General features: G+C 66.6%; 26 protein-coding genes and 1 tRNA gene. 11 read left to right on the plus strand and 16 right to left on the minus strand.

Going from position 1 to position 26,002, the window contains the following annotated elements:
- Positions 1 to 16: 16 nt before the first annotated feature.
- The gene (locus tag AC3ANX_RS13800) at positions 17 to 1,627 is read right to left on the minus strand and encodes a sulfotransferase family protein (protein WP_488333840.1); all 1,611 of its coding nucleotides are present in this window, start codon (positions 1,625 to 1,627) and stop codon (positions 17 to 19) included.
- A 385-nt stretch (positions 1,628 to 2,012) separates the two neighbouring features.
- Here AC3ANX_RS13800 and AC3ANX_RS13805 point away from each other — a divergent pair, with 385 nt between their 5' ends.
- The gene (locus AC3ANX_RS13805) at positions 2,013 to 2,222 is read left to right on the plus strand and encodes a hypothetical protein (RefSeq protein WP_488333841.1); all 210 of its coding nucleotides are present in this window, start codon (positions 2,013 to 2,015) and stop codon (positions 2,220 to 2,222) included.
- 43 nt (positions 2,223 to 2,265) lie between these two features.
- Here the strand turns inward: AC3ANX_RS13805 and AC3ANX_RS13810 are convergent, their stop codons facing one another.
- The 3 genes from AC3ANX_RS13810 to AC3ANX_RS13820 all read right to left on the minus strand — a co-directional run bounded on the left by AC3ANX_RS13810 (position 2,266) and on the right by AC3ANX_RS13820 (position 4,323).
- Complete coding sequence (locus tag AC3ANX_RS13810; RefSeq protein ID WP_488333842.1) at positions 2,266 to 3,663, minus strand: M20/M25/M40 family metallo-hydrolase; 1,398 nt, start codon at positions 3,661 to 3,663, stop codon at positions 2,266 to 2,268.
- A 73-nt stretch (positions 3,664 to 3,736) separates the two neighbouring features.
- Complete coding sequence (locus AC3ANX_RS13815; protein ID WP_488336955.1) at positions 3,737 to 4,111, minus strand: winged helix-turn-helix domain-containing protein; 375 nt, start codon at positions 4,109 to 4,111, stop codon at positions 3,737 to 3,739.
- Positions 4,112 to 4,116: 5 nt separating this feature from the next.
- Positions 4,117 to 4,323: a TOBE domain-containing protein gene (locus AC3ANX_RS13820; protein WP_488333843.1), complete on the minus strand. Its 207-nt coding sequence runs from the start codon at positions 4,321 to 4,323 to the stop codon at positions 4,117 to 4,119.
- A gap of 75 nt (positions 4,324 to 4,398) precedes the next feature.
- Between AC3ANX_RS13820 and AC3ANX_RS13825 the strand changes: the two genes are divergently transcribed.
- On the plus strand, positions 4,399 to 6,456 hold the full coding sequence (locus AC3ANX_RS13825) for an NAD(+) synthase (protein ID WP_488333844.1): 2,058 nt from the start codon (positions 4,399 to 4,401) through the stop codon (positions 6,454 to 6,456).
- Positions 6,457 to 6,592: 136 nt separating this feature from the next.
- Here AC3ANX_RS13825 and AC3ANX_RS13830 read toward each other — a convergent pair whose 3' ends face one another.
- Both AC3ANX_RS13830 and AC3ANX_RS13835 read right to left on the minus strand, forming a co-directional pair.
- The gene (locus AC3ANX_RS13830; protein WP_488333845.1) at positions 6,593 to 6,925 is read right to left on the minus strand and encodes a DUF6481 family protein; all 333 of its coding nucleotides are present in this window, start codon (positions 6,923 to 6,925) and stop codon (positions 6,593 to 6,595) included.
- 34 nt (positions 6,926 to 6,959) lie between these two features.
- Positions 6,960 to 7,049 (minus strand) — tRNA-Ser (locus tag AC3ANX_RS13835).
- Positions 7,050 to 7,197: 148 nt separating this feature from the next.
- Between AC3ANX_RS13835 and hspQ the strand changes: the two genes are divergently transcribed.
- Positions 7,198 to 7,578: a heat shock protein HspQ gene (gene hspQ / locus AC3ANX_RS13840; protein WP_488333846.1), complete on the plus strand. Its 381-nt coding sequence runs from the start codon at positions 7,198 to 7,200 to the stop codon at positions 7,576 to 7,578.
- A gap of 190 nt (positions 7,579 to 7,768) precedes the next feature.
- Here the strand turns inward: hspQ and AC3ANX_RS13845 are convergent, their stop codons facing one another.
- A complete protein-coding gene (locus AC3ANX_RS13845; RefSeq protein ID WP_488333847.1) occupies positions 7,769 to 10,423 on the minus strand; it encodes a TonB-dependent receptor plug domain-containing protein in 2,655 nt (884 codons plus the stop codon).
- A gap of 537 nt (positions 10,424 to 10,960) precedes the next feature.
- Between AC3ANX_RS13845 and rplU the strand changes: the two genes are divergently transcribed.
- The 3 genes from rplU (at position 10,961) to AC3ANX_RS13860 (ending at position 12,276) form a co-directional block, all read left to right on the plus strand.
- Complete coding sequence (rplU, locus tag AC3ANX_RS13850; protein ID WP_488333848.1) at positions 10,961 to 11,275, plus strand: 50S ribosomal protein L21; 315 nt, start codon at positions 10,961 to 10,963, stop codon at positions 11,273 to 11,275.
- Between the two features lie 13 nt (positions 11,276 to 11,288).
- Positions 11,289 to 11,558 carry a 50S ribosomal protein L27 gene (gene rpmA / locus AC3ANX_RS13855; protein WP_242150837.1) on the plus strand — a complete coding sequence of 90 codons (270 nt, stop codon included), beginning with the start codon at positions 11,289 to 11,291 and terminating at the stop codon, positions 11,556 to 11,558.
- 169 nt (positions 11,559 to 11,727) lie between these two features.
- Entirely contained in the window at positions 11,728 to 12,276 is a 549-nt protein-coding gene (locus AC3ANX_RS13860; protein ID WP_488333849.1) for a GNAT family N-acetyltransferase, read from the plus strand.
- A gap of 217 nt (positions 12,277 to 12,493) precedes the next feature.
- Here the strand turns inward: AC3ANX_RS13860 and AC3ANX_RS13865 are convergent, their stop codons facing one another.
- Positions 12,494 to 13,351: a metal-dependent hydrolase gene (locus AC3ANX_RS13865; protein WP_488333850.1), complete on the minus strand. Its 858-nt coding sequence runs from the start codon at positions 13,349 to 13,351 to the stop codon at positions 12,494 to 12,496.
- A gap of 53 nt (positions 13,352 to 13,404) precedes the next feature.
- Between AC3ANX_RS13865 and AC3ANX_RS13870 the strand changes: the two genes are divergently transcribed.
- On the plus strand, positions 13,405 to 13,989 hold the full coding sequence (locus tag AC3ANX_RS13870; RefSeq protein ID WP_488333851.1) for a TetR family transcriptional regulator: 585 nt from the start codon (positions 13,405 to 13,407) through the stop codon (positions 13,987 to 13,989).
- A 181-nt stretch (positions 13,990 to 14,170) separates the two neighbouring features.
- Positions 14,171 to 15,217, plus strand: coding sequence for a GTPase ObgE (gene obgE / locus AC3ANX_RS13875; RefSeq protein WP_488333852.1), 1,047 nt, complete (start codon positions 14,171 to 14,173; stop codon positions 15,215 to 15,217).
- Positions 15,218 to 15,417: 200 nt separating this feature from the next.
- Here the strand turns inward: obgE and AC3ANX_RS13880 are convergent, their stop codons facing one another.
- The 7 genes from AC3ANX_RS13880 to AC3ANX_RS13910 form a co-directional block, all read right to left on the minus strand.
- Positions 15,418 to 16,392 carry a 2-hydroxyacid dehydrogenase gene (locus AC3ANX_RS13880; RefSeq protein ID WP_488333853.1) on the minus strand — a complete coding sequence of 325 codons (975 nt, stop codon included), beginning with the start codon at positions 16,390 to 16,392 and terminating at the stop codon, positions 15,418 to 15,420.
- 20 nt (positions 16,393 to 16,412) lie between these two features.
- Complete coding sequence (locus AC3ANX_RS13885) at positions 16,413 to 17,516, minus strand: glycosyltransferase family 2 protein (RefSeq protein WP_488333854.1); 1,104 nt, start codon at positions 17,514 to 17,516, stop codon at positions 16,413 to 16,415.
- Positions 17,513 to 18,565 (minus strand): 3-isopropylmalate dehydrogenase, encoded by a 1,053-nt coding sequence (gene leuB / locus AC3ANX_RS13890; RefSeq protein WP_488333855.1) that lies wholly within the window; start codon positions 18,563 to 18,565, stop codon positions 17,513 to 17,515. Before leuB ends, AC3ANX_RS13885 begins: the two co-directional genes overlap by 4 nt.
- Positions 18,566 to 18,621: 56 nt before the next feature.
- Positions 18,622 to 19,353 carry a DNA repair protein RecO gene (gene recO / locus AC3ANX_RS13895; protein WP_488336956.1) on the minus strand — a complete coding sequence of 244 codons (732 nt, stop codon included), beginning with the start codon at positions 19,351 to 19,353 and terminating at the stop codon, positions 18,622 to 18,624.
- A 129-nt stretch (positions 19,354 to 19,482) separates the two neighbouring features.
- A complete protein-coding gene (locus AC3ANX_RS13900) occupies positions 19,483 to 20,532 on the minus strand; it encodes an RcnB family protein (RefSeq protein WP_488333856.1) in 1,050 nt (349 codons plus the stop codon).
- A gap of 128 nt (positions 20,533 to 20,660) precedes the next feature.
- Entirely contained in the window at positions 20,661 to 21,164 is a 504-nt protein-coding gene (locus AC3ANX_RS13905) for a GAF domain-containing protein (protein ID WP_488333857.1), read from the minus strand.
- 53 nt (positions 21,165 to 21,217) lie between these two features.
- On the minus strand, positions 21,218 to 21,808 hold the full coding sequence (locus tag AC3ANX_RS13910) for an NADPH-dependent FMN reductase (protein WP_488333858.1): 591 nt from the start codon (positions 21,806 to 21,808) through the stop codon (positions 21,218 to 21,220).
- Positions 21,809 to 21,928: 120 nt separating this feature from the next.
- On the opposite strand from AC3ANX_RS13910, the gene AC3ANX_RS13915 reads away from it, so the two are divergent.
- From AC3ANX_RS13915 to AC3ANX_RS13925, 3 genes are all read left to right on the plus strand, one after another.
- Complete coding sequence (locus tag AC3ANX_RS13915) at positions 21,929 to 22,231, plus strand: UBP-type zinc finger domain-containing protein (RefSeq protein ID WP_488333859.1); 303 nt, start codon at positions 21,929 to 21,931, stop codon at positions 22,229 to 22,231.
- A gap of 31 nt (positions 22,232 to 22,262) precedes the next feature.
- Complete coding sequence (locus AC3ANX_RS13920; RefSeq protein WP_488333860.1) at positions 22,263 to 23,372, plus strand: NADH:flavin oxidoreductase/NADH oxidase; 1,110 nt, start codon at positions 22,263 to 22,265, stop codon at positions 23,370 to 23,372.
- Between the two features lie 125 nt (positions 23,373 to 23,497).
- Positions 23,498 to 24,070 carry a hypothetical protein gene (locus AC3ANX_RS13925; protein WP_488333861.1) on the plus strand — a complete coding sequence of 191 codons (573 nt, stop codon included), beginning with the start codon at positions 23,498 to 23,500 and terminating at the stop codon, positions 24,068 to 24,070.
- A gap of 9 nt (positions 24,071 to 24,079) precedes the next feature.
- On the opposite strand, the gene uvrC is transcribed toward AC3ANX_RS13925, so the two are convergent.
- Positions 24,080 to 25,996 (minus strand): excinuclease ABC subunit UvrC, encoded by a 1,917-nt coding sequence (gene uvrC, locus AC3ANX_RS13930; protein WP_488333862.1) that lies wholly within the window; start codon positions 25,994 to 25,996, stop codon positions 24,080 to 24,082.
- Positions 25,997 to 26,002 lie beyond the last annotated feature (6 nt).

Consider the following 26,002-nt stretch of genomic DNA (forward strand, 5'->3'; position numbering starts at 1 on the left):
TGCTGGAGGCTCGGGCTCAGCCGCGCGGAACGTCGGGGTAGGAAGGCAAAACGTCGCCCAGCGCGGCTTTCAGCGGATCGAGCCAGGGCTCGAACGGCAGCCACGCCGCCTTGCCCTCGCTGAAAATCGGGCGGCGCACCTGTTCGGAACTGGCGGTGCGCACCGCCCGTTCGGTCTCGTGAAAGGCGAGGCACGCGGGTTCGAACTCCAGCCCGCACGCCACCAGCAGCGCACGCACCTCAGCCTCGGTATCGTCCACCATGCTCTCGTAGATCACCCGGTGCGGGCGGCCGGGCATCGCGGCATCGAAATGCGCCATCAACCGCACGTAATCGCGGTAGTAGCGCCCCATCTCGGCGAGGTCGTAGCTGAACGCCTGCCCGCGCGCGAAATGCTGCTTGAAGTTGGAAAAGCAGCAGCCGAGCGGGTGGCGGCGCGCGTCGATGATCTTCGCGTTGGGCAGGATCAGCCGGATCAACCCGGCATGCGCCCAGTTGTTGGGCAATTTGTCGATGAAGTACGGCCTGTCGGTGCGGCGCTGGATCGCGGCGCGCTTGAGATATTCTTCCCCCATCGCGGCAAGCTGGTCAGGTGTCAGATCAGCCACCGCCTGCGGATAGCCGGCGATCCGCCGCGCGATCGCGGGAATGTCCGGCAGCTCCGACGTGCCTTCGACTTGACTGTGGCTCGACAGGATCTGCTCAACCAACGTCGAGCCGGCGCGCGGCATGCCGAGCACGAAGATCGGGTCGGGCGCGGGATGCCCCTGCCCGCCCCGCGCCGCGAAGAACTCGGGCGTGAACAGCGCGATGCTGGCATCGACGAAGCGTTCGGTCTCGTCTGGCGCATAGACCACCGACGCGCGGCGCAGCGCATTGCCGGCGGCATAATGCGCGAAGGCGGCGGCGGCATTGCGGCGATCCTCCTGCGCCTTGCCGAGCGCGAAATCGAGGTGGAAGCGATCTTCGTCCGATATGTCGGCGCGCGCGAGCGCCCCCTCCATCGCGGCGATATCGGCATCGTCGAAGCGGATCGTCTTGAGATTGGCGAGGCTCCACCACGCCTCGCCGAGTGCGGGCGCGAGCGACAATGCGCGGCGATAGGCGGCGATGCCGTCCGCCTGCCGCCCAACCGTCTTGAGCATGTGCCCGTAGCTCATCCACACGCGCGGTTGCTCGGGGGCTTTCGCCAGCACCTGTTCGTACAGCGCGATCGCCTCGTCGAAGCCGCCGATCCGGCCGAGCGCCGCCGCCTTCAGATTGGCGTGACCAAGCTGATCGGGTTCGTCCGCATTGACGATATCGAGCTGCTCGATCGCCTCGACCGGACGATTGAGGCGGTGGAGCACGATCGCGAGATTGGCCCGCGCGGCGGTGAAACCGGGCGACAGGTCCAGCGCACGGCGCAGCAACGCTTCGGCATCCTTGTAGCGCCCGATCCGCCCGGCCAGTTCGGCCATCATGCGGATCGCGCCGACGTCGAACGGGTCGTCCTTCAGATGCGCGCGCAGCCGCGGCTCGGCATCGGACAGGCGGTTGTCGTGCAGCGCGAGCGCGGCTTCGATCAGACGCGGCGGCCAGCGGGGGCTGGTCTGGGTCGGCCCAGAGTGTGTGACGGAGCGGGGCATCGCCGCGCTTTTTAGCGGGGGTAGAGAGGTAGCGCGACTCGATAAACCATGTCGGCGCAAAAGGGCTTTCTGCCCGCCGGTGCCAAAGCTCCCGAATCACGCGGCCGGCGTAAGAGCGACCAAACGAGCCCGGCGAGCGACGAACCGAAAAATTTATTTCGGTCTTCTACAGTGCGGCGCAAAATGGGTAAGCCGCACCATTTTCGATCCAAAGCGCGCAGAAACGGCTGAAATCGGGCACGCGATGCGGGCAATCGGCAACGCCATCATAACGCTACGCTGCAATGCAATAAAGTCTCGCAAAAACCGTGACTTGCGGCGGCATTGACGGGTGAATGGGCAACCATCACATCACACGTAGCAACGCCACTCGATAGGTCGCCCGATGAAACCCTTTGCGGAAACCCGCAGCACTCAACATCCCAGCCGGGCCCGCGCGCTGCCGCGCCCGATGTGGCGGGCCGCACCGATGCGCCGACCGATCGCGCGCGATCTCGGTCATGAGACCGAGGTGATCCGCGCGCTCACCCTCGCCGTGCCGCTGTCGCTGGCCTTATGGGTGCCGTTGATCTGGGCCGCCGTCTCCTGGTTCTAAGCCGCACGGGCGCGGCGCGGGTCAACACCCGCGCCGCGCATCGTCATTTCGAGAGGTCCGTCACCAGCGAGAGATAATAGGTGATCGACGGCGCCACGTTGGCGATCGGCGTGCGCTCGTTCAGGCCATGGCTGAACTCGTCCGAAGGCTTGATGAACAGCGGACTGGCACCATAGCTGTCCACGCCCTTGGCGCGGAACCACATGCTGTCGCTCGCGCCCGAGGATTGCGCGGGGAAGACCGGCACGCCGGGATAGACCTTGCCGATCGCGGTCGTCACCGCCTTGATGAAATCGGGCCGCATCGGCGACGCGGGCGTGGCGACCGAGCCTGCCGTCACATCCTTGAACGTCACCGCCGGATCGGCGGCGACCCGCGCCAGCTCCGCCATGATGTCGGCCGGCTTGTGGCCGGGGAAGATGCGGCAGTTGATGTTGGCGGTCGCGCGCTGGGGGAGCGCATTCTCGGCATGGCCGCCGCCGATCATCGTCGCGACGCAGGTGGTGCCGATCTTGCCGATCGTCGACGGGTCGGCGGTGAGCGTCGCGATCGCTGCCGGGTCTGCCGGATTCGCCGCGAACGCGCGCATCGCCGCGCCGATCTGCGGGCTCTCATATTTCGCGGCCTGTACGAAATAGGCGCGCGTGAGGTCGCTCACCTCCGGCTTGAACTGATAGCGCCCGATTTTGACGAGCGCCGCCGCGAGCTGGTTGATCGCATTGTCCTTGCGCGGCGCGGAGGAATGGCCGCCCGGATTGGTGACGGTCAGCTCGAAATCGGAATAGCTTTTCTCGGCGCCTTCCCAGCTATAGTAGAGCGGCTTGCCGGTCTTCTCATCGAGTTCGCCGCCGCCCCCGTCGATGTTGATGACGATATCGGCGTTGGTGAGCTTGCCGGCGATGATCTCGCTGGACTTCATCACGGTTTCCTCGTCGCCCGAGAATTCGATGATGATGTCGCGGCGCGGCTTATACCCCTCGCGCTTGAGTTCGATCAGCGACGCGACCGCCATCACCCCTTCGAACTTCATGTCGGTCGCGCCGCGCCCGAACAGATAGCCGTTCTCCACCACGGGCGTAAACGGATCGCGCTTCCAGTCGGCGGGTTTGGCTTCGACCACATCCATATGGCCGGAGATGACGAGCGGCTTCGCCTTGGGGTCGCTGCCCGGCCAGCGCGCGATCATGTACGCGGTGTCGTCCACGGGCGTGATCGTCACGTCCTCGGCCTTGAAGCCGCCGGCGACGAGCTGATCCTTCAGATAGGCGAGCACCTGCGGCGTCTGGTTACCGGGGCCGCGCACCGATCGGAAGGCGATCGTCTTCTTCGCCATGTCGAGCGCCTGCGCCTCGGCGGCCGGATGCGACGCCGCCACCGCGACTGCCGGTGTGAGCGCCGCAAGCGCAGCCGCCGCCAGTATCACCCCGTTTGAAACCGCCACCCACATTCTCCTTGTTGAATGCGGGGCAAACTATGTGCTTGCTGCGGTGCGTCAACTCGTAAAAGCGTGCGGCTCAGGCGGTGGGCGGCAGCGGCGTGTCGCGCAGCAGCCGGCTGAGATCCTTGAAGTCGTCGCTCGCCGCCGCCTCCGCCAGCCGCGTCTCCAGCGCGCGGTAGGCGGCCAGCACGGTGCGCCCGGTCTCGGTCAGCCGCGCGCCGCGCCCCTGACCGCCGCCTGCGGTGGTGTCGACCAGCCGGTGCTGCCAGCAGCGGTTCATGCTGTCGACCAGCAGCCAGGTGCGGCGATAGCTCATGCCGAGCGCGCGCCCCGCCGCCGAGATCGAGCCGGTGCGATCGATCGCTTCAAGCAGATCGGCCTTACCCGGCCCGATCGCCGGCTCCTCGCCGCAATAGAGCTGCGCCTTCAGCTTGAGCGCACCGACGCGCAGGACGCTCACTTGCCGATCAGCACGTCGCTCGCCTTGACGATCACGGTTACGCTGTCGCCGATCGCGAGGCCGAGATCCGCGATCGCTTCCTCGGTGATGCTCGAGGTGACGATGGTGCCGCCGCCGATATCGACCTTGACCGTGCCGTTGACCGCGCCCGGCGTGATCGCGGTGACGGTGCCGGAAATCTGGTTGCGCGCGCTGATCTTCATGGTTCTTGCTCCCGTTAGGCCGTTTGCGACGTTAGCATGCGTGACAATCCCGCGTGAAGGAGGTTACGCCCGGCCATGGCGAACACGCATCCGTTCCACTCGATCCACCACCACCGCATGATCCGCGCGGCCGCCTGCACCCCGCGCGCCAGCGTCGGCGATCCCGCCGCCAATGCCGCCGCGACGATCGCGCTGGCGCGCGCCGGCGATGCCGAGGGCGCGGACCTGCTGGTGTTCCCCGAACTCGGCGTCACCTCCTATGCGATCGACGATCTGCACATGCAGGATGCGATCCGGCGCGCAACCGATGCGGCGCTCGGCGAGATCGTCGCGGCGAGCGCGGCGTTGCGGCCGGTGCTGGTGGTCGGCGCCGCGCTGGTGCGAAACGCCCGGCTCTACAATTGCGCGGTGGTGATCGCGCGCGGGCGGGTGCTGGGCGTGGTGCCCAAGACGTTCCTGCCCAACTACCGCGAATATTACGAGAAGCGCTGGTTTGCGAGCGGCATGGGGCTGACCGGGCTCGACACGAACGTCGCGGGGCAGACCGTGCCGTTCGGCACCGACCTGATCTTCGCCGCGTCCGACCTGCCGCACTTCGTCTTCCATGCCGAGATCTGCGAGGATTACTGGGCGCCCACCCCGCCCTCCACCGCCGGCGCGCTGGCGGGCGCGTTGGTGTGCTGCAACCTGTCGGCGTCGAACATCGTGATCGGCAAGGCACGCGAGCGCGCGCTGCTGTGCGCGGCGCAGAGCGCGCGCGGCGTATGCGGCTATGTCTATTCCGCCGCCGGGCCGGGCGAGAGCACTACCGATCTCGCCTGGGACGGCCAGGGCATGATCCACGAGTTGGGCGAGTTGCTGGTCGAATCGGCACGCTTCGGAGAGGCGGATGCGGCGGTCTATGCCGATATCGATTGCGGGCGACTGATCGAGGAGCGGCTGCGCGTCGGCACGTTCAACGATTCGGCGATTCTTAGCGGCCACCCGGAGACACGTTTCCGCCGCATCGCGTTCGAGCATCGGCCCAATTTCGCCGATGTCGGGCTCCGCCGCGAAGTCCGCCGCTTCCCGTTCGTGCCCAACACGCCCGAACGGCTCGACGAGGATTGCTACGAGGCGTTCAACATCCAGGTGCAGGGCATCGCCAAGCGGATGGAGGCGGCGCGCGCGCAGAGGCTGGTGATCGGGATTTCGGGCGGGCTCGATTCGACGCACGCGCTGATCGTCGCCGCCAAGGCGCTCGACCGGCTCGGGCGACCGCGCTCGGACATTCTCGGCTATACGATGCCGGGCTTCGCGACGAGCGAGGGCACCAAGGGCAATGCGTGGACGCTGATGCGTGCGCTCGGCATCACCGCCGAGGAGATCGACATCCGCCCGGCCGCGCGCCAGTTGCTCACCGATATGCATCACCCCTTCGCCGAGGGTGAGCCGGTGTACGACGTGACGTTCGAGAATGTGCAGGCGGGTTTGCGCACCGACTATCTGTTCCGTCTCGCCAACCACCACAATGGCTTGGTGGTCGGCACCGGCGATCTGTCCGAACTGGCGCTGGGCTGGTGCACCTATGGCGTCGGCGACCAGATGAGCCACTACACCGTCAATGCAGGCGTGCCCAAGACGCTGATCCAGTTCCTGATCCGCTGGTGCATTTCGAGCGGCCAGTTTGATGAGGAAACCAATCACGTCCTCGCCGCGATCCTCGGCACCGAGATTTCACCCGAGCTGGTGCCGGCCGATGCCAACGGGCTGATCCAGAGCACCGAATCGAAGATCGGGCCGTATGCGCTCAACGATTTCTTCCTGCACTATGTCGTGCGGCACGGCATGGCGCCGTCGAAGATCGCCTTCCTCGCGCTGCATGCGTGGCAGGATGCGGCGGCGGGGCGCTGGCCGCGCGACGTGCCGGAGGCGGCGCGGGTCGCCTACGACTTGCCGGTGATCCGCGCGTGGCTGGAGAAGTTCCTTCACCGGTTCTTCGTGACGAGCCAGTTCAAGCGCTCGGCGATCCCGAACGGGCCGAAGGTGTCGGCGGGTGGTGCGCTGTCGCCGCGCGGCGACTGGCGCGCGCCGTCGGACGGGACGGCGGCGGCGTGGCTGAAGGAACTGGCGGACAATCTGCCGGAACGCTGAGCCGGAGCGTCGCCCCGGCGCAGGCCGGGACCGCTGTCTAGCTTGGCGAATCGGGTGGTCTTAACCCAGCGACCCCGGCCTACGCCGGGGCGACGGGGAACGGCTGCGCCCCCGGCCCGTGCCGGGGCGACGAAGATTATTTCTTGCGGGCTTTCCGCGCCGCATAGCGTGCGTCGCGCGCGGCCTTCTTCTCGGCTTCGGTCATCTGCGCCTTTTGCGCGGCTTCCTCTGCGGCACGCTTGGCTTCTTCCGCCTTGGCGATCTTGTCGAGCTTGGCCTGTTCGATCGCGGCCTTCTTGTCGGCCCGCTTCTGCGCCTCGGCGGCCTCCTTCGCTTCGCGCGCGGCCAGGCGCTGGGCGACGACTTCAGGGTCGAGCGGCGGCTTGGCCTTCAGCTTTTCGAGTGCGCGCTGCTTCGCATCCGCCGACAGCGACGCGCGATCTTTGAACGAAGGTTCCTTATAAGCCATGCGGCGGTCTTACGATCCCAATCAAAACAGGAAGTGGCGGAGAGGGTGGGATTCGAACCCACGGTGAGCTTGCACCCACGCCGCATTTCGAGTGCGGTACATTCGACCACTCTGCCACCTCTCCGCGAGGTCGTTGATACGAGTCCGCAAGCCGAAGCCGCGACCCCGTACCGGTCGGTGAGCGGGCGCTACTAATCGAAGATTCTTCCCCGCACAAGTCCGATCGTCGCAATCTTCTTGTGCAGCCGCGAACACGCCCTAGATTGGGGTTCATGCAGCGATCGACCCTTTCCGTTCCCCCTTTCGACGACAGCACGCCCCTCCCCGCCATCGCGCACGCGCGCTTCGCGATCGGCGACGTGGTGCGCCACCGCAGCTTCGATTTCCGCGGTGTGATCTTCGATGTCGATCCGGTCTTCGCCAACAGCGAGGAATGGTACGAATCGATCCCCGAGAGCGCCCGCCCGCGCAAGGACCAGCCGTTCTACCACCTGCTCGCGGAGAACATGGAATCGACCTACGTCGCCTATGTCAGCCAGCAGAACCTGGTGGCGGACGACACCGACGAACCGGTCGACCATCCCGCGATCTCCGGCCTGTTCACCGATTATGCCGATGGGCGCTACACGCTGCGCCGCGAACACCGTCACTGATCGACGCCTGGGGCAAGGTTGCCCTTCCCGCTGACGCTTAGCTGATCCCCGGCGAAGGCCGGGGTCCGGTCCCGGAACGGCGGCAGGGAAGCGCTGCACTCTATTACGACCGCCTATTCAACTGGCCCCCGGCCCTCGCCGGGGATCAGCGAGTGCCGGGCGGCGACCTGCCGGCCGCCGCCCGCGAACCTCACCAGCGCAGCGTAGCGCGGGCGTAATAGTAACCGCCGTTGATGCCGAACGGCGAGAAGGTCGGATAGACGTTGGTCGAGTAGGTGCGCGACCCCGAGGCGAGCTGCGGCCCGCGAATGTACTCGTAGGACGTCTTGGTCGGATAATGGTTCGTCAGGTTGTTCGCGCCGATCGAGAGCTTGAGCGGCTTGAGCACCTGAACGCCCAGTTCGAGATCGGTCAGGAACGCCGGAGCGATGCGGATTTCATAGTCCGCGCCCTTCAGCGGGCTGTTGCCGGGTGTCGCGGTCAGGTTCTTCGTCACCGAATAGAAGCTCTCGCGCAGGTTCACGCTGAACCGGCCGAGTTCCCAATAGGCCGAAGCGGTCGCGCGGAACTTGGGCGTGCTCTCCTCGAGCTGGCTCACGCTGTAGCGGTCGATCAACTGGGTCTTGGTCGGCTGTGTCGTGCTGGTGTACAGCGCCGAGGGCAGCGGGTTGATGCCGAGCACCTTGTTGTCGTTGTAGTTCGCGGTGAATGCCCAATCGACATGGCCGAGGCTGTCGAAATCGCTCGAGTAATTCGCCACGAAGTCGATGCCGCGCGTGCGCATCTTCACGCCGTTGACGAACGACTGGATCGAGACCGAACCGTCGATGTTGCGCGTGCCGAGGTTGTTGAGAAGGACGTAACTCGGGATGCTGCCGCCCAGCGCGCCGGCCACCGCGTTAAGCACGACCTGCTGGTTGTTGATCGCGTAATTGTCCGCGTTGAACGGCTGGCAACCGGTGGCGGTGTACCCTTGCGGACAATAGCCGCCGCTGAAGCCTGAGAAGCTGCTCGAAATGACGATCCGGTTCCGGATTTCGATCCAGTAGCCATCCAGCGTGAAGGTCACGCGCGGGGCCGGGTTGACGACGAAGCCGAGGCTGAAGTTGGTCGATTTCTCCGGCTTCAACCCGCCGAAGCCGAGCGCTGCCGCTCCCGCCGAATTGGGCGGCAGCACGCCGCTGACCGAACTCGGGCCGACGTTGATGCCGGAGTAGAAGCCCTCCGCCAGCGTCGGCGCGCGGAAGCCGGTGGAGACGGTGCCGCGCACCGCGAACGCCTTCGACAGATCGAAGCGGGTGGTCAGCTTGAACACGGTGGTGTCGCCGAAATCGCTGTAATGCTCATGACGGACCGCGCCGTCGATCAGCCACGGCTCGATCGGCTTGACGCTCAGGTCGAGATATTGCGCGAACACGTCACGCGTGTGCGAGCTGGCGTCATTGGGGCTGTACCCGAAGAAGGATTGCGCACCGCCGCCATAATAAGAGGCAGGGTCGCCGGCGAGGAGCTGGTACTTCTCGTGCCGATATTCGAGGCCGCCCGCGACGTTGAGATCGCCCGCCAGCCCGATGTCGAACGGATGTGTCAGGTCGAGTGTGTTGTCCCACTGGCTGTTGACGAAATCGCCATCGTGGAAGGTGGTCGGCGTCGTGCCGGTGTCGCGGTACAATTGCGCGTTGGCCGAATTGAGCACGTACACGCCGACAAAATCGCGCCCATAGGTCGAGGCGATGTCGAAGGTCGTGTCGCCGAACGCACCCTTGAAGCCGCCGGTGAACGAATAATCGGTCTCGCGAATCGACTCCTGCGGCTGGAACCCGCCCGGATAGAGCGGCACGCCGGCGACGCCGCCCGCCGCGATCGTGTTCGCGCCGCTCACCACCGTGTCGGGCGGGCGCGTGTTCTCATAGGCGCTGGCGATCTTGTGGCCGTAGCTGCCGAAGCTGTAGAGTTCGAAATCGCCGAACTTGTAGCCGGCATTGTACATCACCGAGGTCTGGTCGATCTTGGGATCGCCCTCGATCCGGTTGGTGTAGGGATAATAGGGCAGGTTCTTGATCTGCGGATATTTCGCCAGATAGGCGAGCGCGCCGGCGGTGGTGCCATAGACCTGCGGGTTCACGTCGCCGCGAAAACTGTAATCCTTGAACTTCTTCTCGGCGGTGATGTTGAGGTACGCACCATCGAACGGTGCGATACCGATGTTGCCGCTGACCGTATAGGACTGGCCGCCCTGATCGAAATACCGGCCGCCGGTCGCGCTCAGCACGCCGCCGTGGTCCGCCGTCTTCTGGATGAAGTTGATGACGCCGGCGATCGCATCGGTGCCGTATTGCGCGGCGGCGCCGTCCTGCAGGACTTCGACGTGGTCGATCGAATCGGGCAGGATGAAGCTGATGTCCGGTGCGGCGCTGCCGCCATAGGGGCCGCCCGCGACCGACACGTTGGCGGTGCCGTGGCGGCGCTTGCCGTTGACGAGGATCAGCGTGTGGTTGGGGCTCAGGCCGCGCAGCTTGAGCTGGAGGTTGTGCGCCTGGAGATCGCTGCCGAACGACTGCGCCTGGATCGACGGCAGGTTCTGCGCGAGGCTCTGGATCAGATCGGGTGAACCCGTGCGCTTGAGCGCGTCGTTACCGAGGATCTGGATCGGCGCGGGACTGTCGGCGGCGCGCATGCCCGTCGTGCGGGTGCCGGTGACGATGATGTCGTTGTCGGCCGCGGCGGTCTCCTCCGCCGGGTCGGCGGGGGGCGGTGCCGCTGCGGGCGGCTCGACCGCCGGAGCGGGCGCGGTTGCCGCGAGGGCCGGTGCGCCCCACACGCTCGCGCAAGCCAGTGCGAACAAAGAAATCGAGTTCCTCAACATCTAATGGTGTCCCCCGGTCTAGTATTAAATGTCAGACGTTCATTCCCGTTAGTTCATGTCGCCACCTACCCGGCCCATGTATTTCACTTTCACGGAGCGGCCACGCGACGCTCCTTCCACGCACAACGTCCCCTGCCGCAAAGCAGCATCTACAAAGAATCGTGAGACTGAACTTGAACCCCTAAAACGAATACGCCTGTGCGACCGTGCGCATTCGTTTGCCGACTCGATCACATCGAACCGGCACTCAGCCGATTCATCACGATTTCTGCCGACAAAAGGAAACAGGCCATAAGCCTTGCCGCAATGCAATATAAACTTCACGTTTCCGGATGCATATTGCGAAGAAAGTTGGTTTCGCAGCGATATGATGCAAAATTGCAACGCGCCTCGTGCCGCGTCGGCTCGATGCTTCTGCGGTTGACAGCGCGGCCACCTTGGCATAGCTGGCGCTTCTTTCCCGCGCCGGGTGCGTCCCGAGCGTGGGGTACCGCTGTTTTGAAAGTGATGAGGGCCATGTTCGCAATCGTGCGCACGGGCGGCAAGCAATACCGTGTTGCCGCCGGAGACAAGATCGTCGTCGAGAAGCTCGATGGCGAAGCCGGTTCGTCGATTACGCTCGGCGACGTCCTGCTTGCGGGCGAAGGCTCGGAGCTGAAGTCGGTCGACGGTCTTACCGTCTCGGCGGAAATCATTGCGCAGGCGAAGGCCGAGAAGGTCATCGTCTTCAAGAAGCGTCGTCGTCACAACTACCGCCGCAAGAACGGGCATCGTCAGCAGCACACGATCCTGAAGATCACCGCCATTGGCGGTGAGTCGGCGCAGGCGTAAGGAGTCTCACGAGATGGCACATAAGAAAGCAGGCGGTTCGTCGCGTAACGGTCGTGATTCGGCCGGCCGTCGTCTTGGCGTGAAGAAGTTCGGTGGCGAGATCGCCATTCCGGGCAACATTCTCGTGCGCCAGCGCGGCACCAAGTTCTACCCGGGCACCAACGTCGGCATGGGCACCGACCATACCCTCTTCGCGCTCGTCGAGGGCCGCGTGGTGTTCAAGGAAGGCAAGCTTGGCCGCAAGTTCTGCTCGGTCGAAGCACTGGCGCAAGCCGCAGAATAACGGGCAACCGGCCGGGTTGCCCACCAGGGCGATCCGGATGTCGGCAAGACATCGTAAAAGGGAGACGGGTCGCCCCGGCTCCCTTTTTTCACGCTCCCTCCCCGGCGCTGTCGCCCCCATGTCATCCCGGCATGGCAGGCGCAGCGCACCGACGAGGAGAGTTTTCGAGATGTTCGCCCGGACCCCGAGATTGACGCTGCGCCCCGGCTGGCCGGAGGATGCGGCCGCCGTCACCCGCGCGGTCGCGCATGAGAGCGTCGCGCTCAACCTTTCGCGCGTGCCCTGGCCCTATGCGGAGGCCGACGCCCACGATTGGCTGGCGATCCCGCGCCGACCGCACGACGTGACGCTGCTGATCCTCGCGCACGACGGCCCTGCCCCACGCCTGATCGGCGCGATCTCGCTCGAACCCGCGGCGGGTGGCGTGCCCGAACTCGGCTATTGGCTGACCCCGAGCGCCTGGGGGCGCGGCTACGCCACCGAGGCGGGCCATGCGGTGCTGCACATGGCGCGGCATGCGCTTGGCCTCAAGCGGTTGCGCGCCCGCCACTTCAAGGACAACGCGGCGTCGGCGCGCGTACTCGGCAAGCTCGGCTTCCGCGAAACCGGTTCCGTATCGACCTTCTCGCGCGCGCGCGGTCGTGAGGTCGCCAGCGTGCTGCTGACGTGCGATCTCGACGCGGACCGAGCGATGCCCGACATGAGCCTCGCCGCCTGACCGTCGCCCCGGCGCAGGCCGGGGCCGCTGCGTGTGGGGCAAGCCGGTCGCGATATTACGCAGCCGCCCCGGCCTGCGCCGGGGCGACGGCCCGGGGTCAGTTCCATTCCTCCCAAGCGGAGGCGAGGGACAGGCCCGCAGCGTAACGCGGGTGTCCCGACTGACTACGCTCGGCAGGAACGGCTGGAGCGGGAATGCGCCTTCGCCGCAGTCGGACCTAAGCCGTCACCGCGCCCGGCAGCACCGCCGCCGCATACTCGCTCTCCGCCCGCGCGATCAGCGCGCGGTCGTCGCTGTTCCAAGGATGGAAGCCGGGCAGGAAATACCCGAACCATGCGCCGAAGACTCGGCGCACCATCCCCGGCCGCACGAACGCGTAGCGCAGCACGTCGAGATGCGCCCGCACGCCGGTAATCCCGTCCTGCCGCAGCAGTTCGAGGATGCCGAGATAGCGCCCGACGAAGAACTTGCGCGTCGTCGTCAGCATCACCAGCGCCTTGACCGCCCAGCGCCGCAATCGCGGCCAGTCGCGCGTGGCGTGCAGCCAGGTGTCGTAGGCAACGCCCTTATGCTCGATCTCCTCGGCGGCATGCCACCGCCACATCGCCGCCGCCTCCGGCTCGGCGCCTTCGAGGTAACGCGGGTCGGCGAGCAGCGCGTGCGCGAGGATCGCAGTGAAATGTTCGAGCGCCATCGTCGCGGCAAGCCGGGCGATCGGCGGCTTTCCTACGGTCAGCGCGAGCGCCTCGTCGACATGGGCATCGAGCAGCGACACGTCATAACCCTGATCGGTGACGTGGCGGTTGAACGCGACATGCTCGCGCGTGTGCATCACCTCCTGCTTGATGAAGGCGTTGATCTCGGCCGCGAGGCGCGGCGGCGTGCCCTCGCGGAACGCGCGCACGCTGTCGATGAAATAGCCTTCACCCTTGGGGAAGGTGATGGAGAGCGCGTTGAAGAACGCGGTCGCGATCGGATCGCCGTTCATCCACCAACGCGCCATGCGCGTGCCGCGACCGAACCGAAGGTCGCGCGGGGTGATGGTGAGATCGGCGGGCGTGGTTGCTTTCGCCACGGAAACCTCCAAACAGATTGCTTCGAGCCGCGATCTAGGTACTACTTACACTCGTGTCAATAACACCGAAACGGCTCAGCCCCGAGCAGTCGCGCCTCGCCGCGATCGAAGCCGCACGCGACATCCTCATCGCCGATGGGCCGCAAGCGGTGACGCTCAAAGCGGTCGCCGCGCGGGTCGGGCGGACGCATGCCAATCTGCTCCACCATTTCGGCAGCGCGGGCGGGTTGCAGAGCGCGCTCATCACGCATCTCGCCGACACGATCACCGCGCGAATCGGCGACGCCGCCAAACGCGCGCGCGCCGGCGAGGCCGATCCGCGCGAAGTCGTCGACCTCACCTTCGAGGCTTTCGCGCAGGGCGCCGGCGCGATGGCGAGCTGGATGATCCTGTCGGGCAACCACGATGCGCTCGATCCGGTGCTGAGCGCAATCCACCGCCTGGTCGACGATCTTGCCGAGGGAGATCCGGATGCCGAGCGGATCCGCGCGGAGACGCTCCAACTGGTGCTGGTGGCGATGGGGGATGCACTGCTTGGCGCTGCGATGGCGAAGGCGCTGGGCCTGCCGCGCGAGACCGCGCGCGGGCTGGCGACGCGGGCGCTGGTGGCGTCGCGACTGGCTGTGGGGGAGGTTTAGTACCGCCCCTCCCCTTCGCTCTGAGCGTGGTCGAAGGGCGTGCCCGGAGGCGCTCAGCACGAACGGAGTTAGGCCGGGGCTACGCCGCGGCGAAGCCGCGTCGTCGGTCGTCGCTTGTAGCGACGCCGGCCGGGCGCGCTCTGGTCTCGCTTTAGCTGCGCTAAAGCGCTAGAGCGCGCCTATGCATTTTCTCGATCAAGCAAAAATCTTCGTCCGCTCGGGCGCGGGCGGCCCCGGCGCCGTCAGCTTCCGGCGTGAGAAGTTCATCGAATATGGCGGCCCCGACGGCGGCAACGGCGGCAAGGGCGGCGATATCATCTTCGAGGCGGTCGCCGGGCTCAACACGCTGATCGACTTCCGCTACACCCAGCACTTCCGCGCGCCGCGCGGGCAAGGCGGCTCGGGATCGAACCGTACCGGCGGCGGTGGCGACGATCTCGTTATCAAGGTGCCGATCGGCACGCAGATCATGGACGAGGAGCGCGAGGAGGTGCTGCTCGATTTCACGCATGCCGGCCAGCGCGAGGTGTTCCTGCGCGGGGGCGACGGCGGGCGCGGCAACGCCACCTACAAGACCTCCACAAACCGCGCGCCGCGCCAGCACGGCACCGGCTGGCCGTATCAAGAGGCTTGGGTCTGGCTCCGGCTCAAGCTGCTTGCCGATGCCGGGCTCGTCGGGCTGCCCAATGCCGGCAAGTCGACCTTCATCAACGCCGTCACCAACGCGCAGGCCAAGGTCGGTGCCTATGCCTTCACCACGACGCGCCCGCAGCTCGGCGTGGTGCGGCACCACCAACGCGAATTCGTCGTCGCCGACATCCCCGGCCTGATCGAAGGTGCGGCGGACGGCGCGGGCATCGGCGACCGCTTCCTCGGCCATATCGAGCGCTGCAAGGTGCTGCTCCATCTGGTCGACGCGAACGACGATGACGTGGCGGAAAGCTACCGCATCGTGCGCGACGAACTCGAAGCCTATGGCGGCGGGCTGACCGACAAGCCGGTGGTGGTCGCGCTCAACAAGATCGACACGTTGGATGAAGAACTGATCGCCGCGCTGCTCGGCGAACTCGAAGAGGCAAGCGGCACCGAGGTGATCGCCATTTCGGGCGCTGCCGGCACCGGCACCGACTGGGCGCTCGACCGGCTGCTCGAAGCCATCGGCCCCGAGGCGGCAGCGGTCGCTGCGGATGACGAGGGCGAGGATTCGATCGAATGGTCGCCGGTGTGAGGCTTACGCGCGGCGTACGCTGAGGCGCGCTTCCGCGCACCGGCACCCACCGTTCGTGTCGAGCCCTTCGGCTGGCTGGCAAGCCAGCCGCTCAGGATGAACTCCAGCCCGCAGGGCCGAAGTCGAGACACTTGCGCTTCGGGTATGTCGCTCGGGACGAACGGGGGAAGCGCGAGCAGCCGCTCCCTCCCCCCTGCCCCTCAGTCCGCGACGAGGTGCCGCGTCTCCGCGACCGGGGTGAGCGGCTTGCCGCTGTCGAACCACGCCATGAGGTTATCGACCACCAACTGCCCCATCGCCGCCCGCGTCGCCTGCGAAGCCGAACCGACATGCGGCAGCAGCACGACGTTCGGCAGCGCGATCAACGCGTCCGGCACATTCGGTTCGTCCTCGTACACGTCAAGCCCGGCGGCGAGGATCGTGCCCGCCTCGAGCGCGGCGATCACCGCGGCCTGATCGGCGACGCTGCCGCGCGCGACGTTGATGAACACGCCGTCCCGCCCAAGCGCCGCCAGCACCTCGGCATTGACGATGTGGCGTGTCGATTCGGTCCCCGGCACGATCGCGATCAGCACGTCCACCGCCTCGGCCAGCCCGACCAAAGTCTCGTGATAGGGATAGCGGACGTCCTGCCGCGAGCGGGTGTGATAGGCGATCTCGACGCCGAACGCCTCCAGCCGGTGCGCGATCGCCTTGCCGATGGCACCGAGCCCGAGGATGCCGATCTTACGACCGCGCAGCGTGGGCGAGAGCGGAAAGGCGCCCTGCGGCCACTTGCCCTCCCGAACGAACCGGTCCGCCTGCGGAAAATGGCGCAGCGTCGCGAGCAGCAGGCCGACCGTGAGGTCCGCCACCTCGTCGTCGAGCACACCGGGCGTATTGGTCACGATCACGCCGCGCTCCGCCGCCGCCGCCGCGTCGACATTGTCGTAGCCCACGCCGAAGCTGGCGACGATCTCCAGCGCGGGCAGCCTGTCCATCAGCGCGCCATCGATGCGGCCCGCCAGCGTATTGGCGGCGAGCGCCCGCACACGGCGGCCGGCATCGGCGAAGAAGCCGTCCTGATCCGAGACCTCCCACAGTTTGTGGACGGTGAAGGCCGCCTCCAGAGCGGCGACAACGGCAGGCGGCATCGGCGCGGCGATCAGGACCTCTGGCAGGATCTCGGACGGCATGGCTTCACCTTTTACAAACGTCAGTAACGACCCCACGTAAACCGCGAGGAAAGCGCGTAATTCCACACCGCACCGATCAGCACGCCAACCAGCGCGGCGGTCGCCCAGGTGCCCTCGCGCGCTTCGTGCAGGAAGCCGGCGACGCCGACATTGGCGACCAGCCCGATCCCGCAGACGAGGCAGAACGACACCCACCCGTCGAGCAACTGCCGCCAGCCCTTCAGCCGGCGATCACGATAGGTCAGCGCGTTGTTGAGGAAGAAGTTCACCGTCATCGCCACCACCGCCGCGATCACCTGCCCCAGCAGGAAGGCATTGTCGCCCCACACCAGCAGGATCGGCGTCAGCACGCCCATATGCACGCCCACGCCGATCACGCCGATCGCCGAGAACATCGCGAACCGCACCGGCACGAACCGGCCGAACATGCGATCGTACAAAGCGATAAGATATTCGAGCGCGACGACATGGTCGAGCTTGCTCTCGCCCTCGGTACGGACGCGGAAGGTATAGGGGAGTTCGAGGAAGCGGAGTGGACGCGGGCTGCCGGTCATGATGTCGAGCAGGATCTTGAAGCCGATCGCGGCGAGATGCGGCGCGAGATCGCGCACGATCTTCGCACGAATCATGAAGAAACCGCTCATCGGATCGCTGAGATCGGCTTTGAGCACTTGCCGCGAAAGCTTTGTGGCGAAAGCAGATTTCGCCACGCGGTCGCTGTCCCAGTCGCCGGTGCCACCGCCGTTCACGAAGCGCGATCCGATCACCACGTCGAGTCCGTCATCGGCGTGGAGCGCGTCCGCCATCGCCGGCAGGATCGTCTCGTCATGCTGGAGATCGCCGTCGATCACCGCGACCAGAGGCGCGGCGGTGGCGCACATCCCCTCGATACACGCCGAGGACAGCCCGCGCCGGCCGATCCGCTGGATCACGCGCACGCGGCTGTCGACGCGGGCGATCTCGCGCGCGGCGTCGGCGGTGCCGTCCGGGCTGTCGTCATCGACGAAGATCGCTTCCCACGCGCGCCCGGCCAGCGCCATGTCGAGCCGAGCGATCAGCGTGGGGACGTTACGGACTTCATTGAAGGTCGGGATGACGACCGCGACCTCGAGCAATTGGCTCACGCCAGCGCCGCCAGTACCGCGTCCCCCATCGCGCTCGTCGTCATCGTGCCGCCAAGGTCCGGGGTGCGCGCGCCGCCGACCAGCGCCGCCGACACCGCCGCCTCGACCCGCGCCGCCGCAGCTTCCTCGCCGAGCGAGTGGCGCAGCAGCATCGCCGCGGACAGGATCGCGGCGCAAGGGTTGGCCTTGCCTTGCCCGGCAATATCGGGCGCGGAGCCGTGGATCGGCTCGTACAGGCCGTTGGCGCCGGTCCACGCGCTGATCGAGGCCGAAGGCAACATGCCGATCGAGCCGGCGCACATGCTCGCCTGATCGGAGAGGATGTCGCCAAAGAGATTGCCGGTGACGATCACGTCGAACTGGCCGGGATTGCGAACGAGCTGCATTGCGGCGTTATCGACATACATGTGTGTCAGCGAGATTTCCGGATAGTCCTTGCCCATTTCGGTCACGACGTCGCGCCACACCTGCGAGGTTTCGAGCACGTTGGCCTTGTCGACCGAGCAGAGCTTGCCCTTGCGGCGCTTCGCCATCTCGAAGCCGACGGTGGCGATGCGGCGCACCTCGGCTTCGTTATACGACATGATATCATAGCCTTCGCGCGTGCCGTTGGCAGCGGTTCTGAACCCCTTCTCCCCGAAATAGACGTCGCCGTTCAGCTCGCGCAGGATCACCATGTCGATCTCGCGCGCGACCTCGGGGCGCAGCGCCGAGGCATCTTCGAGGCCAGGGAACAGCGTGGCGGGCCGCAGATTGGCGAACAGGCCGAGCGCGGCGCGCAGGCCCAGGATCGCCTGTTCGGGCCGCAACGCACGATCGAGCGCGTCGCAGCGCGGATCGCCGACCGCACCGAACAGGATCGCATCCGCCCGTTTCGCCACCTCGAGCGTCTCGGGCGGGAGCGGATGGCCGGCCGCGAAATAGGCCGCACCGCCGACCGGAGCCTCCTCGAAGGCGAGATCGAGATCGAGCGCCTCGAGCACGCGCCGCGCCTGCGCGGTCACTTCGGGGCCGATGCCGTCGCCGGCGAGAATCGCGATCGTCTTCATGGGATTTCCATTCGGGCTGCTGTCCTGCGCCGCCGCTCTTGCCGCCGCCTTGCGCTTCACGCAACCGCCCTTTTCAGCCGGTCGATCAGCCGCGTGCGCGCGTCGCGCGGATCGGTGCGGAGGTTGGCGAGGATGTCGCGTTCGAGGAAGTGGCCGGTGATGCGCAAGGCGGCGAAGATATCATCCCACTCCGCTTCCTCACCGGTGAGCAGCGCAGGCGGCAGCGCGAACAGTCGATCCTCGTAGCCGAACGCCGCGCCCCGGCTCACCGCGCCGCCGCTCCTGGGGCTGACGAAGCCGAGATCGCCGGTCGCGCCGCTCGCCACGCAGGCGGTGAGATCAAGCCCGAAGCCCAGCTCGGCGAGCAGCAGCAGCTCGTAACGCGCCAGCGCCAGCGCCCAGCCGCGCGCCGCCGGCGCCGCCGCGATCGCGCCGATCACCCCGCCCAGCGCGGCGTACAGCCGGGGATAGGGCTGCGCCTCGGGCAACGCGGTGGCGGTCAGCGCCGTCACCCATTCCAGCGCGGCGGCGGGCAGCGGCTCGGCATGGAGCGTGGCGCGGCTCTCGACCAGTTCGACCGAAAGTTGCGCGAGCTGATCGTTCGTCCGTGCGCGCCACTCGCCCGCGACAAGGTTGGCGGGTTGCAGGATCGGTCGCAACCGCCGCGACCGCCCGCCGCGCACATAGCCGGGCTGGAGACCATGGTCGGCGGTGAGCGCACGCACCACCGCGCCATGCTCGCCATGCTGACGGACGGCGAGGATAAGGGCTTCGGCGCGAAACTGCATCGCGACACGATAGGGCAAGCGCCGCCGGGCGGAAACGCTTCATACCGGGGCGCCCCAAACGGGTTCGGCCCGCGCCCCCGGTTGCGGGGACGCGGGCCGATATCGAAGCTCAGCCGGTCGATGTGCCGATCAGCTACCGCAACCGCAGTCGACCTTGGGCCGGGGATGCCACTTCGGCTTGGGATGCCATTTCGGCCGCCATGCCTTGCGTGCGACGTAACGCGTCTTGGTCGTCTCGACATATTCGGTGGTGGTGGTCGTCACCGACGGCGCGGTCTGGACGGTGACGGTGGTGGTCGTCGCGCCCGGATAATAATAGCCGTTGGCGTAATAGCCGCCGGACGAATAGGTGGTCACGCCGCTGCCGGCCGAGACCGGCGGCGGGCCGGCATAGCCGGGGCCACCCGCGGGCGGCGGCGCGTACGATGCGCCGTAGCTGCTGCCGCTCCGGTAGCCAGCCTCAGGCCCGTCATCGTAGCCGCCGTCATAGGCGTTGTCATACTGGTCCCAGTTCACGCCATCGACATAATCACGCACCCGGCCCGACCCGTCGACCAGCACCGCATCATCGTAATAGCGGCTCCAGCTATAGCCGTAAGGCGGCGGGGCGAGGCCGTAGAGGCCATAGTCGCTGATGAAGAAATCGGGGGTGAACCAGTAGCTCGGCAGGCGCCAGCCGCGCGACGGGTGCCGATAAGCATTCCAGCCGCCCGGCGCGTTCCACCCGCCGACCCAACGCCCCCCGTTACGGCCGCCCCAGCGCGAGCCGCCGGCGAAACCGCCGCCATAGCCGATGCCGGGGCGTGCGCCATTACCGTTCCAGCCACCCGGACGACCGCCATTGCCATTCCAGCCGCCGGGGCGCCCGCCGGTGCCGTTGCCGTTCCAGCCGACCTGACCGCCGCCATGCTGACCGCCGCCATTTCCATGCTGGCCACCGACCCAGCCCTGCTGACCACCACCGTTCCAGTGCGGGCGCGTGCCGCCGCCGTTCCAGCCCGACTGACCGCCGCCATTCCAATGCCCCTGCTGGGGCGCCGGGATGGTCGGGCGCGGACCCGCGCCACCCATGGCGGGCGCGGCATGGCCGGGCGTTCCGCCGCCAAAGCGCTGTGCATCGGCGGGCATCGCGATCGCGGCGCCGATCAGCGCCAGAGCGGCAAAGGTCTGGTGTCGCATGCTGTAAACACTCCCGTTGCGGGCGCTGCAAACCCCGCGCACCGCTTCGATTGATTAACGACTTGGCTACCAAATTGGTGCCATCGTCGCCAGCGGGAGGCGTGGTTAAATACTGTGCCGAAAAGGGATCAGCCGCCGACCCCGAGTCCCCCGCCCAATCGTGGCGCGATCAGCCTCACCAGCGCCTCGCAACCGGCCGCATCGCCGCTGTCGAACCGCGACGGCAGCGGGCTGTCGAGATCGAGCACGCCGATCAAACGGCCCTGATCGACGATCGGCACGACCAGCTCGGACCGGCTCGCCGCGTCACAAGCGATATGTCCGGGAAACGCATGCACATCCGCAACCCGTTGCGTTTGCAGCGTTTCGGCGGCCGTGCCGCACACGCCTTTGCCCAAAGGGATACGGATGCAGGCCACCTTGCCCTGGAACGGCCCGAGCACGAGTTCGCCTTCGACCAGCCGGTAGAAGCCCGCCCAGTTGAGATCGGGCAGATATTCCCACAGCAGCGCCGCCATGTTGGCCATGTTGGCGATCGGGTCGGTTTCATCCGCGGTCAGCGCGTCGAGCGCCGCGGCAAGATCACGGTAGAGGTCGGTCTTCGAAGTGGCGTCGACGGCGAAGTCATACATGGCAGGCGTTCCCGAGTCGTTGGCGCGCTATGTCGGCGCGGTCGCGCGCGCGATCAATATGGCGGATCGCGCCGCGCGCGTTGCGCTTTCGCCGCCTCGGTCCACCAGGCGAGATCGTCGGCGAAGCGCGGGAAGGCACGTGCCGCCGCCGCGCCGCCCTCCCCTTCCGGCGCGCCGTCGGCATCGAACGCCTTGCCGATCCCGCCGACCGCGAGCGGGCTCGACGTGACGACCATGCCCATTTCGGAGAGAATGCCGTGCCAAGCGGTCGCCGCGCGCACACCCGAGAAGCGCCCGGCCGAATAGCTGGCGATCGCGGCGGGGCGCCAATACCATTCCTCCAGAAAATGGTCGGTCAGGTTCTTGAGGCCGGGCTGAACGCCCCAGTTATACTCGCCCGTCACGAACACGAACGCATCCGCCGCGCGGATCTTGCGCGCCAGCGTCTCCAGCGCCTCGGGCGCGGTGCCGGCCGGATGTTCCTTGTACATACGGTCGAGCATCGGCAGGCCGATCGCCTTGGCGTCGATCAGTTCCACATCGGCGCCGCGCGCCGTGAAGCCGTTGACGAGGAACCGCGCGAGTCTGATGCCCTGCCGGTCGGCACGGTACGATCCGTACAGGATCAGGATGCGGTCGCTCATCGGCTTCCCAGCCGCCGGCGATCAGGCGCGGTGAAGACATCGTGAGGAAAAGTCGGCATCGACACCCTTTCTGCATCCCGGACGTTTGGGTACGCAGCGCACTATCCGAGGAGGCACGGCATGACCAGTTGCAAGCACAGCGCGACGATCAATCAGGTGACGCCGAGCGCAAAGGGCTGCGAAGACTGCCTCAAAACCGGCGACGTCTGGCTGCACCTGCGGCTGTGCCGCGCCTGCGGGCATGTCGGCTGCTGCGACCAGTCGCCGGGCCGGCACGCCACCGCACATTATCACGCCAGCCATCACCCGGTGATCGAAGGCTATGATCCGCCCGAAGGATGGGGCTGGTGCTATGTCGAAGAGATCGAGATCGACCTGCCGGACCAGACGCCGCAGCGCGGGCCGATCCCGCGCTTTTACTGAACGCCGTCCCTTTCAATCAACGAGACACGTTATGAGCGACCCCAAACTCTTCGAACCCGTCACCGTGGGTGGGCTCACCCTGCCCAACCGCATCGTCATCGCGCCGATGTGCCAATATTCGGCGGTGGGCGGGTGCATGAACGACTGGCATGTCATCCACCTCGGCCACCTCGCGCTGTCGGGCGCGGGGCTGCTGACGATCGAGGCGACCGCCGTGGTGCCGGAGGGGCGCATCACCTACGCCGATGTCGGGCTGTGGGGCGAGGCGACCGAGGCGGCGATGGCGCGCACGCTCGAAAGCGTGCGGCGGCATTCGGACATACCGGTGGCGGTGCAGCTCGCCCACGCCGGGCGCAAGGCCTCGATCGAGCTGCCGTGGCTCGGCGGCAAGCAGATCGCGCCCGGTGCGGACAACGGCTGGCAGACCTTCGCGCCGTCCGCCCTGCCCTTCACACCCGGCGGCAACGCCCCGCAGGCGCTCGGCCGCGACGATCTCAAGCGGCTGCGCGATGCGTTCGCCGCATCCGCCAGGCGTGCGGCGCGGATCGGCATCGACGCGGTGCAGCTCCACGGCGCGCACGGCTATCTGCTCCACCAGTTCCTCTCGCCGCTCTCCAACCGCCGTGAGGACGACTATGGCGGCAGCCTCGAGAACCGCATGCGCTTTCCGCTCGAAGTGTTCGACGCGGTGCGCGAAGCCTTTCCCGCCGATCGGCCGGTGACGATGCGGGCCTCAGGCAGCGACTGGGTGTCGGGCGGCTGGGACGCTGAGCAGACCGTCGCCTTCGCACAGGCGCTGGAAGCACGCGGCTGCGCGGCGATCCACGTCTCCAGCGGCGGGCTAGATCCGCGTCAGGCGATCCCGGTCGGGCCGAGCTATCAGGTGCCGCTCGCCCGCGCGGTGAAGCAGGCGACCGCCATGCCGATCGTCGCGGTCGGCCTCATCACCCAACCCGAACAGGCCGAGGCGATCGTCGCCACCGGCGATGCCGACATGATCGCGCTCGCCCGCGCGATGCTCTACGATCCGCGCTGGCCCTGGCACGCGGCGGCGGCACTCGGCGCACAGGTGACGGCACCGAACCAGTATCTGCGCTCGCAGCCGCGCCAATATCGCGATCTGTTGAAGGGCCGCGGCTGATATCCAACGGCGCACAACGATTTCAACCTTAATGGAGTAAACAACGACGGCAAGTACATTGCGCAAGGGCGATGAGAGGCGTACAGGACATCAACGCTAGTCTGGGGGGGGGGAGTGGCAGTTAGATGATCGGAGGCATTAGTCTCGACAACTTGATCAACAATCTTCCCAAGATTTTTGATTCTTTGAAAGACAATCCCAACGCGTTCGTCGCGTCTCTTGTCATCATTTGCATGGTCGCCCTATACTTCATATTCTACAAGGCATCGCCTTATCTGAAAGCGCTGTTGTTCATACTGATACTCGCCAGCACAATCTATCTGGTTCGATTGGTGCTGATAAAGAACACGGATATCGAGCTAGCGAAGATGTCCGGCTATACCTTCTATCAAGTCGATCAAAACGGCCGCTTGGCACCCCCCGATGGACGTCTCTACGCATTGGACCCTGATCGGCGGCAATATAAAGATATCCGTATCGGCGATTATCTGAAGGTCGCGGACAAGGATGGTGCCAAATTGTACGCCGTTCCTCATAAGATCGATGATCGCCTGATTACGATCACCGATGGCTTCTCCTGCTTAAAAGTTTCGGAAACCGGCCACCCTGTGCCGTTGAAAGATCCCACTGGGTCGGGCGGGTGGCTCAAGGTAGCCCCAGTCCTGTGCGAAGGCAGTGCCGGCCCGCGAAGCGACTGAGATGAGGGCTCACTTCGCATGAAAGAAGTCGTGCACCTGCTGCGCCACCGCCGCCGACACCCCCGGCGCCTTCTGCAAATCCTCCAGACTCGCGCCGCGCACCGCCCGAGCCGTGCCGAAGTGCATCAGCAGCGCCTTCTTGCGCGCCGGCCCGATGCCCGGCACCTCGTCGAGCGGGCTCGTCACGATCGCCTTGCTGCGCTTCGCCCGGTGCGCGCCGATCACGAAGCGGTGGACCTCATCGCGCAGCCGCTGGAGGTAGAACAGCACCGGCGCATTGACGGGTAGCTGGAACTCGCGCCCGTCGAGCATGTGGAACACCTCGCGACCGTCGCGGCCGTGGTGCGGGCCCTTGGCGATGCCGACGAGGCATACGTCCTCGATCCCCATCTCCTCCAGCACCTCGCGGGCCGCGTTGAGCTGCCCCTTGCCGCCGTCGATCAGCACCAGATCGGGCCAATCGCCGGCATCGCGATCGGGATCGTCCGACTGCGCGCGGGCGAAGCGGCGCTGGAACACCTCGCGCATCATCGCGAAATCGTCGTTGGTCGCGGCCTGCTTGATGTTGAACTTGCGATACTGGCTCTTGCGGAACCCCTCCGGCCCGGCGACCACCATCGCGCCGAGCGCGGCGGTGCCCTGGATATGGCTGTTGTCATACACCTCGATCCGGTCGGGCGGCTCACCCAAACCGAACAGATCCGCCACCTCGCGCAGCAGCTTGGCTTGCGTGGTACTCTCGGCAAGGCGGCGGTCGAGCGCTTCCTCGGCGTTGCGTTTTGCCTGATCGAGCAGCCGCCGCCGCGTCCCCCGCTGCGGCACCGACAGCTCGACCTTGCGCCCCGCCTGCGCGGCCATCACCTCGGCGAGCAGCCCTGCTTCGGGCAGTTCGCGATCGACGAACACGGTCTTGGCCGGCGGCACTTCCTCGTAGAACTGGGTGAGGAAGCTCGTCAGCACCTCGTCCTCCGGCACGTCGGCGGTGTGCGCGGGGAAGAAGCTGCGGTGGCCCCAATTCTGCCCGCCGCGGATGAAGAACGCCTGGATGCCGATCACGCCCTGTTTGCACGCCATCGCGAAGATGTCGGCGTCCCCCACCCCCTCGGCGTTGATCGCCTGGCTGCCCTGGATGAAGGTGAGCGCACGCAGCCGGTCGCGCAGGATCGCGGCGAGCTCGAAGTCCATCGCCTCGGCCGCAACCTGCATCTGCGCGCCCAGCTTGGCCTGCACCTCGGTCGACTTCCCGGCGAGGAACGCCTTCGCGTCCGATACCAGCTCGAGATAGGCGTCCTGTTCGATCCGCCCGACGCATGGCGCCGAGCAACGCTTGATCTGGTAGAGCAGGCATGGCCGGTCGCGCGTCTTGAAGAAGCCGTCGGTGCAGGAGCGCAGCAGGAACAGTTTTTGCAGCGCGTTGAGCGTGGTGTTGACCGATCCGGCGCTCGCGAACGGGCCGTAATAGTCGCCCTTCGCCCGGCGCGCGCCGCGATGCTTCTGGACGCGCGGATAGTCGTGATCTGCGCGCAGCAGGATGAACGGGAAGCTCTTATCGTCACGCAGCAGCACGTTGTAGGCGGGGCGATAGCGCTTGATGAGCTGCGCTTCGAGCAGCAGCGCCTCGGCCTCGTTGTTGGTCGTCACGATCGTCATCGATCGGGTCTGCGCGACCATGCGCTGGAGCCGCTTCGAGAGCCGGTCGATCTGCGTGTAGTTGGTGACGCGGTTCTTGAGCGCCTTGGCCTTGCCGACGTACAGCACATCGCCCTTCGCATCCTGCATGCGGTACACGCCCGGGCGGACCGGCAGCGTTTTCAGCACGTTACGGATCGCAGCGACACCCGTTTCGAGATCGGGCGCGTCGCTGCCGCGGACGGTGAAGGTGTTCTTTTCTTCGTTGAAGCGATCGGGTGCGTTGGGCGTGGACATGATGCG

It is taken from the genome of Sphingomonas sp. BRN-1R (genome assembly GCF_057748035.1).

Coding starts and splice junctions, on each gene's coding strand:
- AC3ANX_RS13800 (WP_488333840.1), bottom strand. CDS start 1,627: ATGCCCCGCTCCGTCACACACTCTGGGCCGACCCAGACCAGCCCCCGC.
- AC3ANX_RS13805 (WP_488333841.1), top strand. CDS start 2,013: ATGAAACCCTTTGCGGAAACCCGCAGCACTCAACATCCCAGCCGGGCC.
- AC3ANX_RS13820 (WP_488333843.1), bottom strand. CDS start 4,323: ATGAAGATCAGCGCGCGCAACCAGATTTCCGGCACCGTCACCGCGATC.
- AC3ANX_RS13825 (WP_488333844.1), top strand. CDS start 4,399: ATGGCGAACACGCATCCGTTCCACTCGATCCACCACCACCGCATGATC.
- AC3ANX_RS13830 (WP_488333845.1), bottom strand. CDS start 6,925: ATGGCTTATAAGGAACCTTCGTTCAAAGATCGCGCGTCGCTGTCGGCG.
- hspQ (WP_488333846.1), top strand. CDS start 7,198: ATGCAGCGATCGACCCTTTCCGTTCCCCCTTTCGACGACAGCACGCCC.
- rplU (WP_488333848.1), top strand. CDS start 10,961: ATGTTCGCAATCGTGCGCACGGGCGGCAAGCAATACCGTGTTGCCGCC.
- rpmA (WP_242150837.1), top strand. CDS start 11,289: ATGGCACATAAGAAAGCAGGCGGTTCGTCGCGTAACGGTCGTGATTCG.
- AC3ANX_RS13860 (WP_488333849.1), top strand. CDS start 11,728: ATGTTCGCCCGGACCCCGAGATTGACGCTGCGCCCCGGCTGGCCGGAG.
- obgE (WP_488333852.1), top strand. CDS start 14,171: ATGCATTTTCTCGATCAAGCAAAAATCTTCGTCCGCTCGGGCGCGGGC.
- AC3ANX_RS13880 (WP_488333853.1), bottom strand. CDS start 16,392: ATGCCGTCCGAGATCCTGCCAGAGGTCCTGATCGCCGCGCCGATGCCG.
- leuB (WP_488333855.1), bottom strand. CDS start 18,565: ATGAAGACGATCGCGATTCTCGCCGGCGACGGCATCGGCCCCGAAGTG.
- recO (WP_488336956.1), bottom strand. CDS start 19,353: ATGCAGTTTCGCGCCGAAGCCCTTATCCTCGCCGTCCGTCAGCATGGC.
- AC3ANX_RS13900 (WP_488333856.1), bottom strand. CDS start 20,532: ATGCGACACCAGACCTTTGCCGCTCTGGCGCTGATCGGCGCCGCGATC.
- AC3ANX_RS13905 (WP_488333857.1), bottom strand. CDS start 21,164: ATGTATGACTTCGCCGTCGACGCCACTTCGAAGACCGACCTCTACCGT.
- AC3ANX_RS13910 (WP_488333858.1), bottom strand. CDS start 21,808: ATGAGCGACCGCATCCTGATCCTGTACGGATCGTACCGTGCCGACCGG.
- AC3ANX_RS13915 (WP_488333859.1), top strand. CDS start 21,929: ATGACCAGTTGCAAGCACAGCGCGACGATCAATCAGGTGACGCCGAGC.
- AC3ANX_RS13920 (WP_488333860.1), top strand. CDS start 22,263: ATGAGCGACCCCAAACTCTTCGAACCCGTCACCGTGGGTGGGCTCACC.
- AC3ANX_RS13925 (WP_488333861.1), top strand. CDS start 23,498: ATGATCGGAGGCATTAGTCTCGACAACTTGATCAACAATCTTCCCAAG.
- uvrC (WP_488333862.1), bottom strand. CDS start 25,996: ATGTCCACGCCCAACGCACCCGATCGCTTCAACGAAGAAAAGAACACC.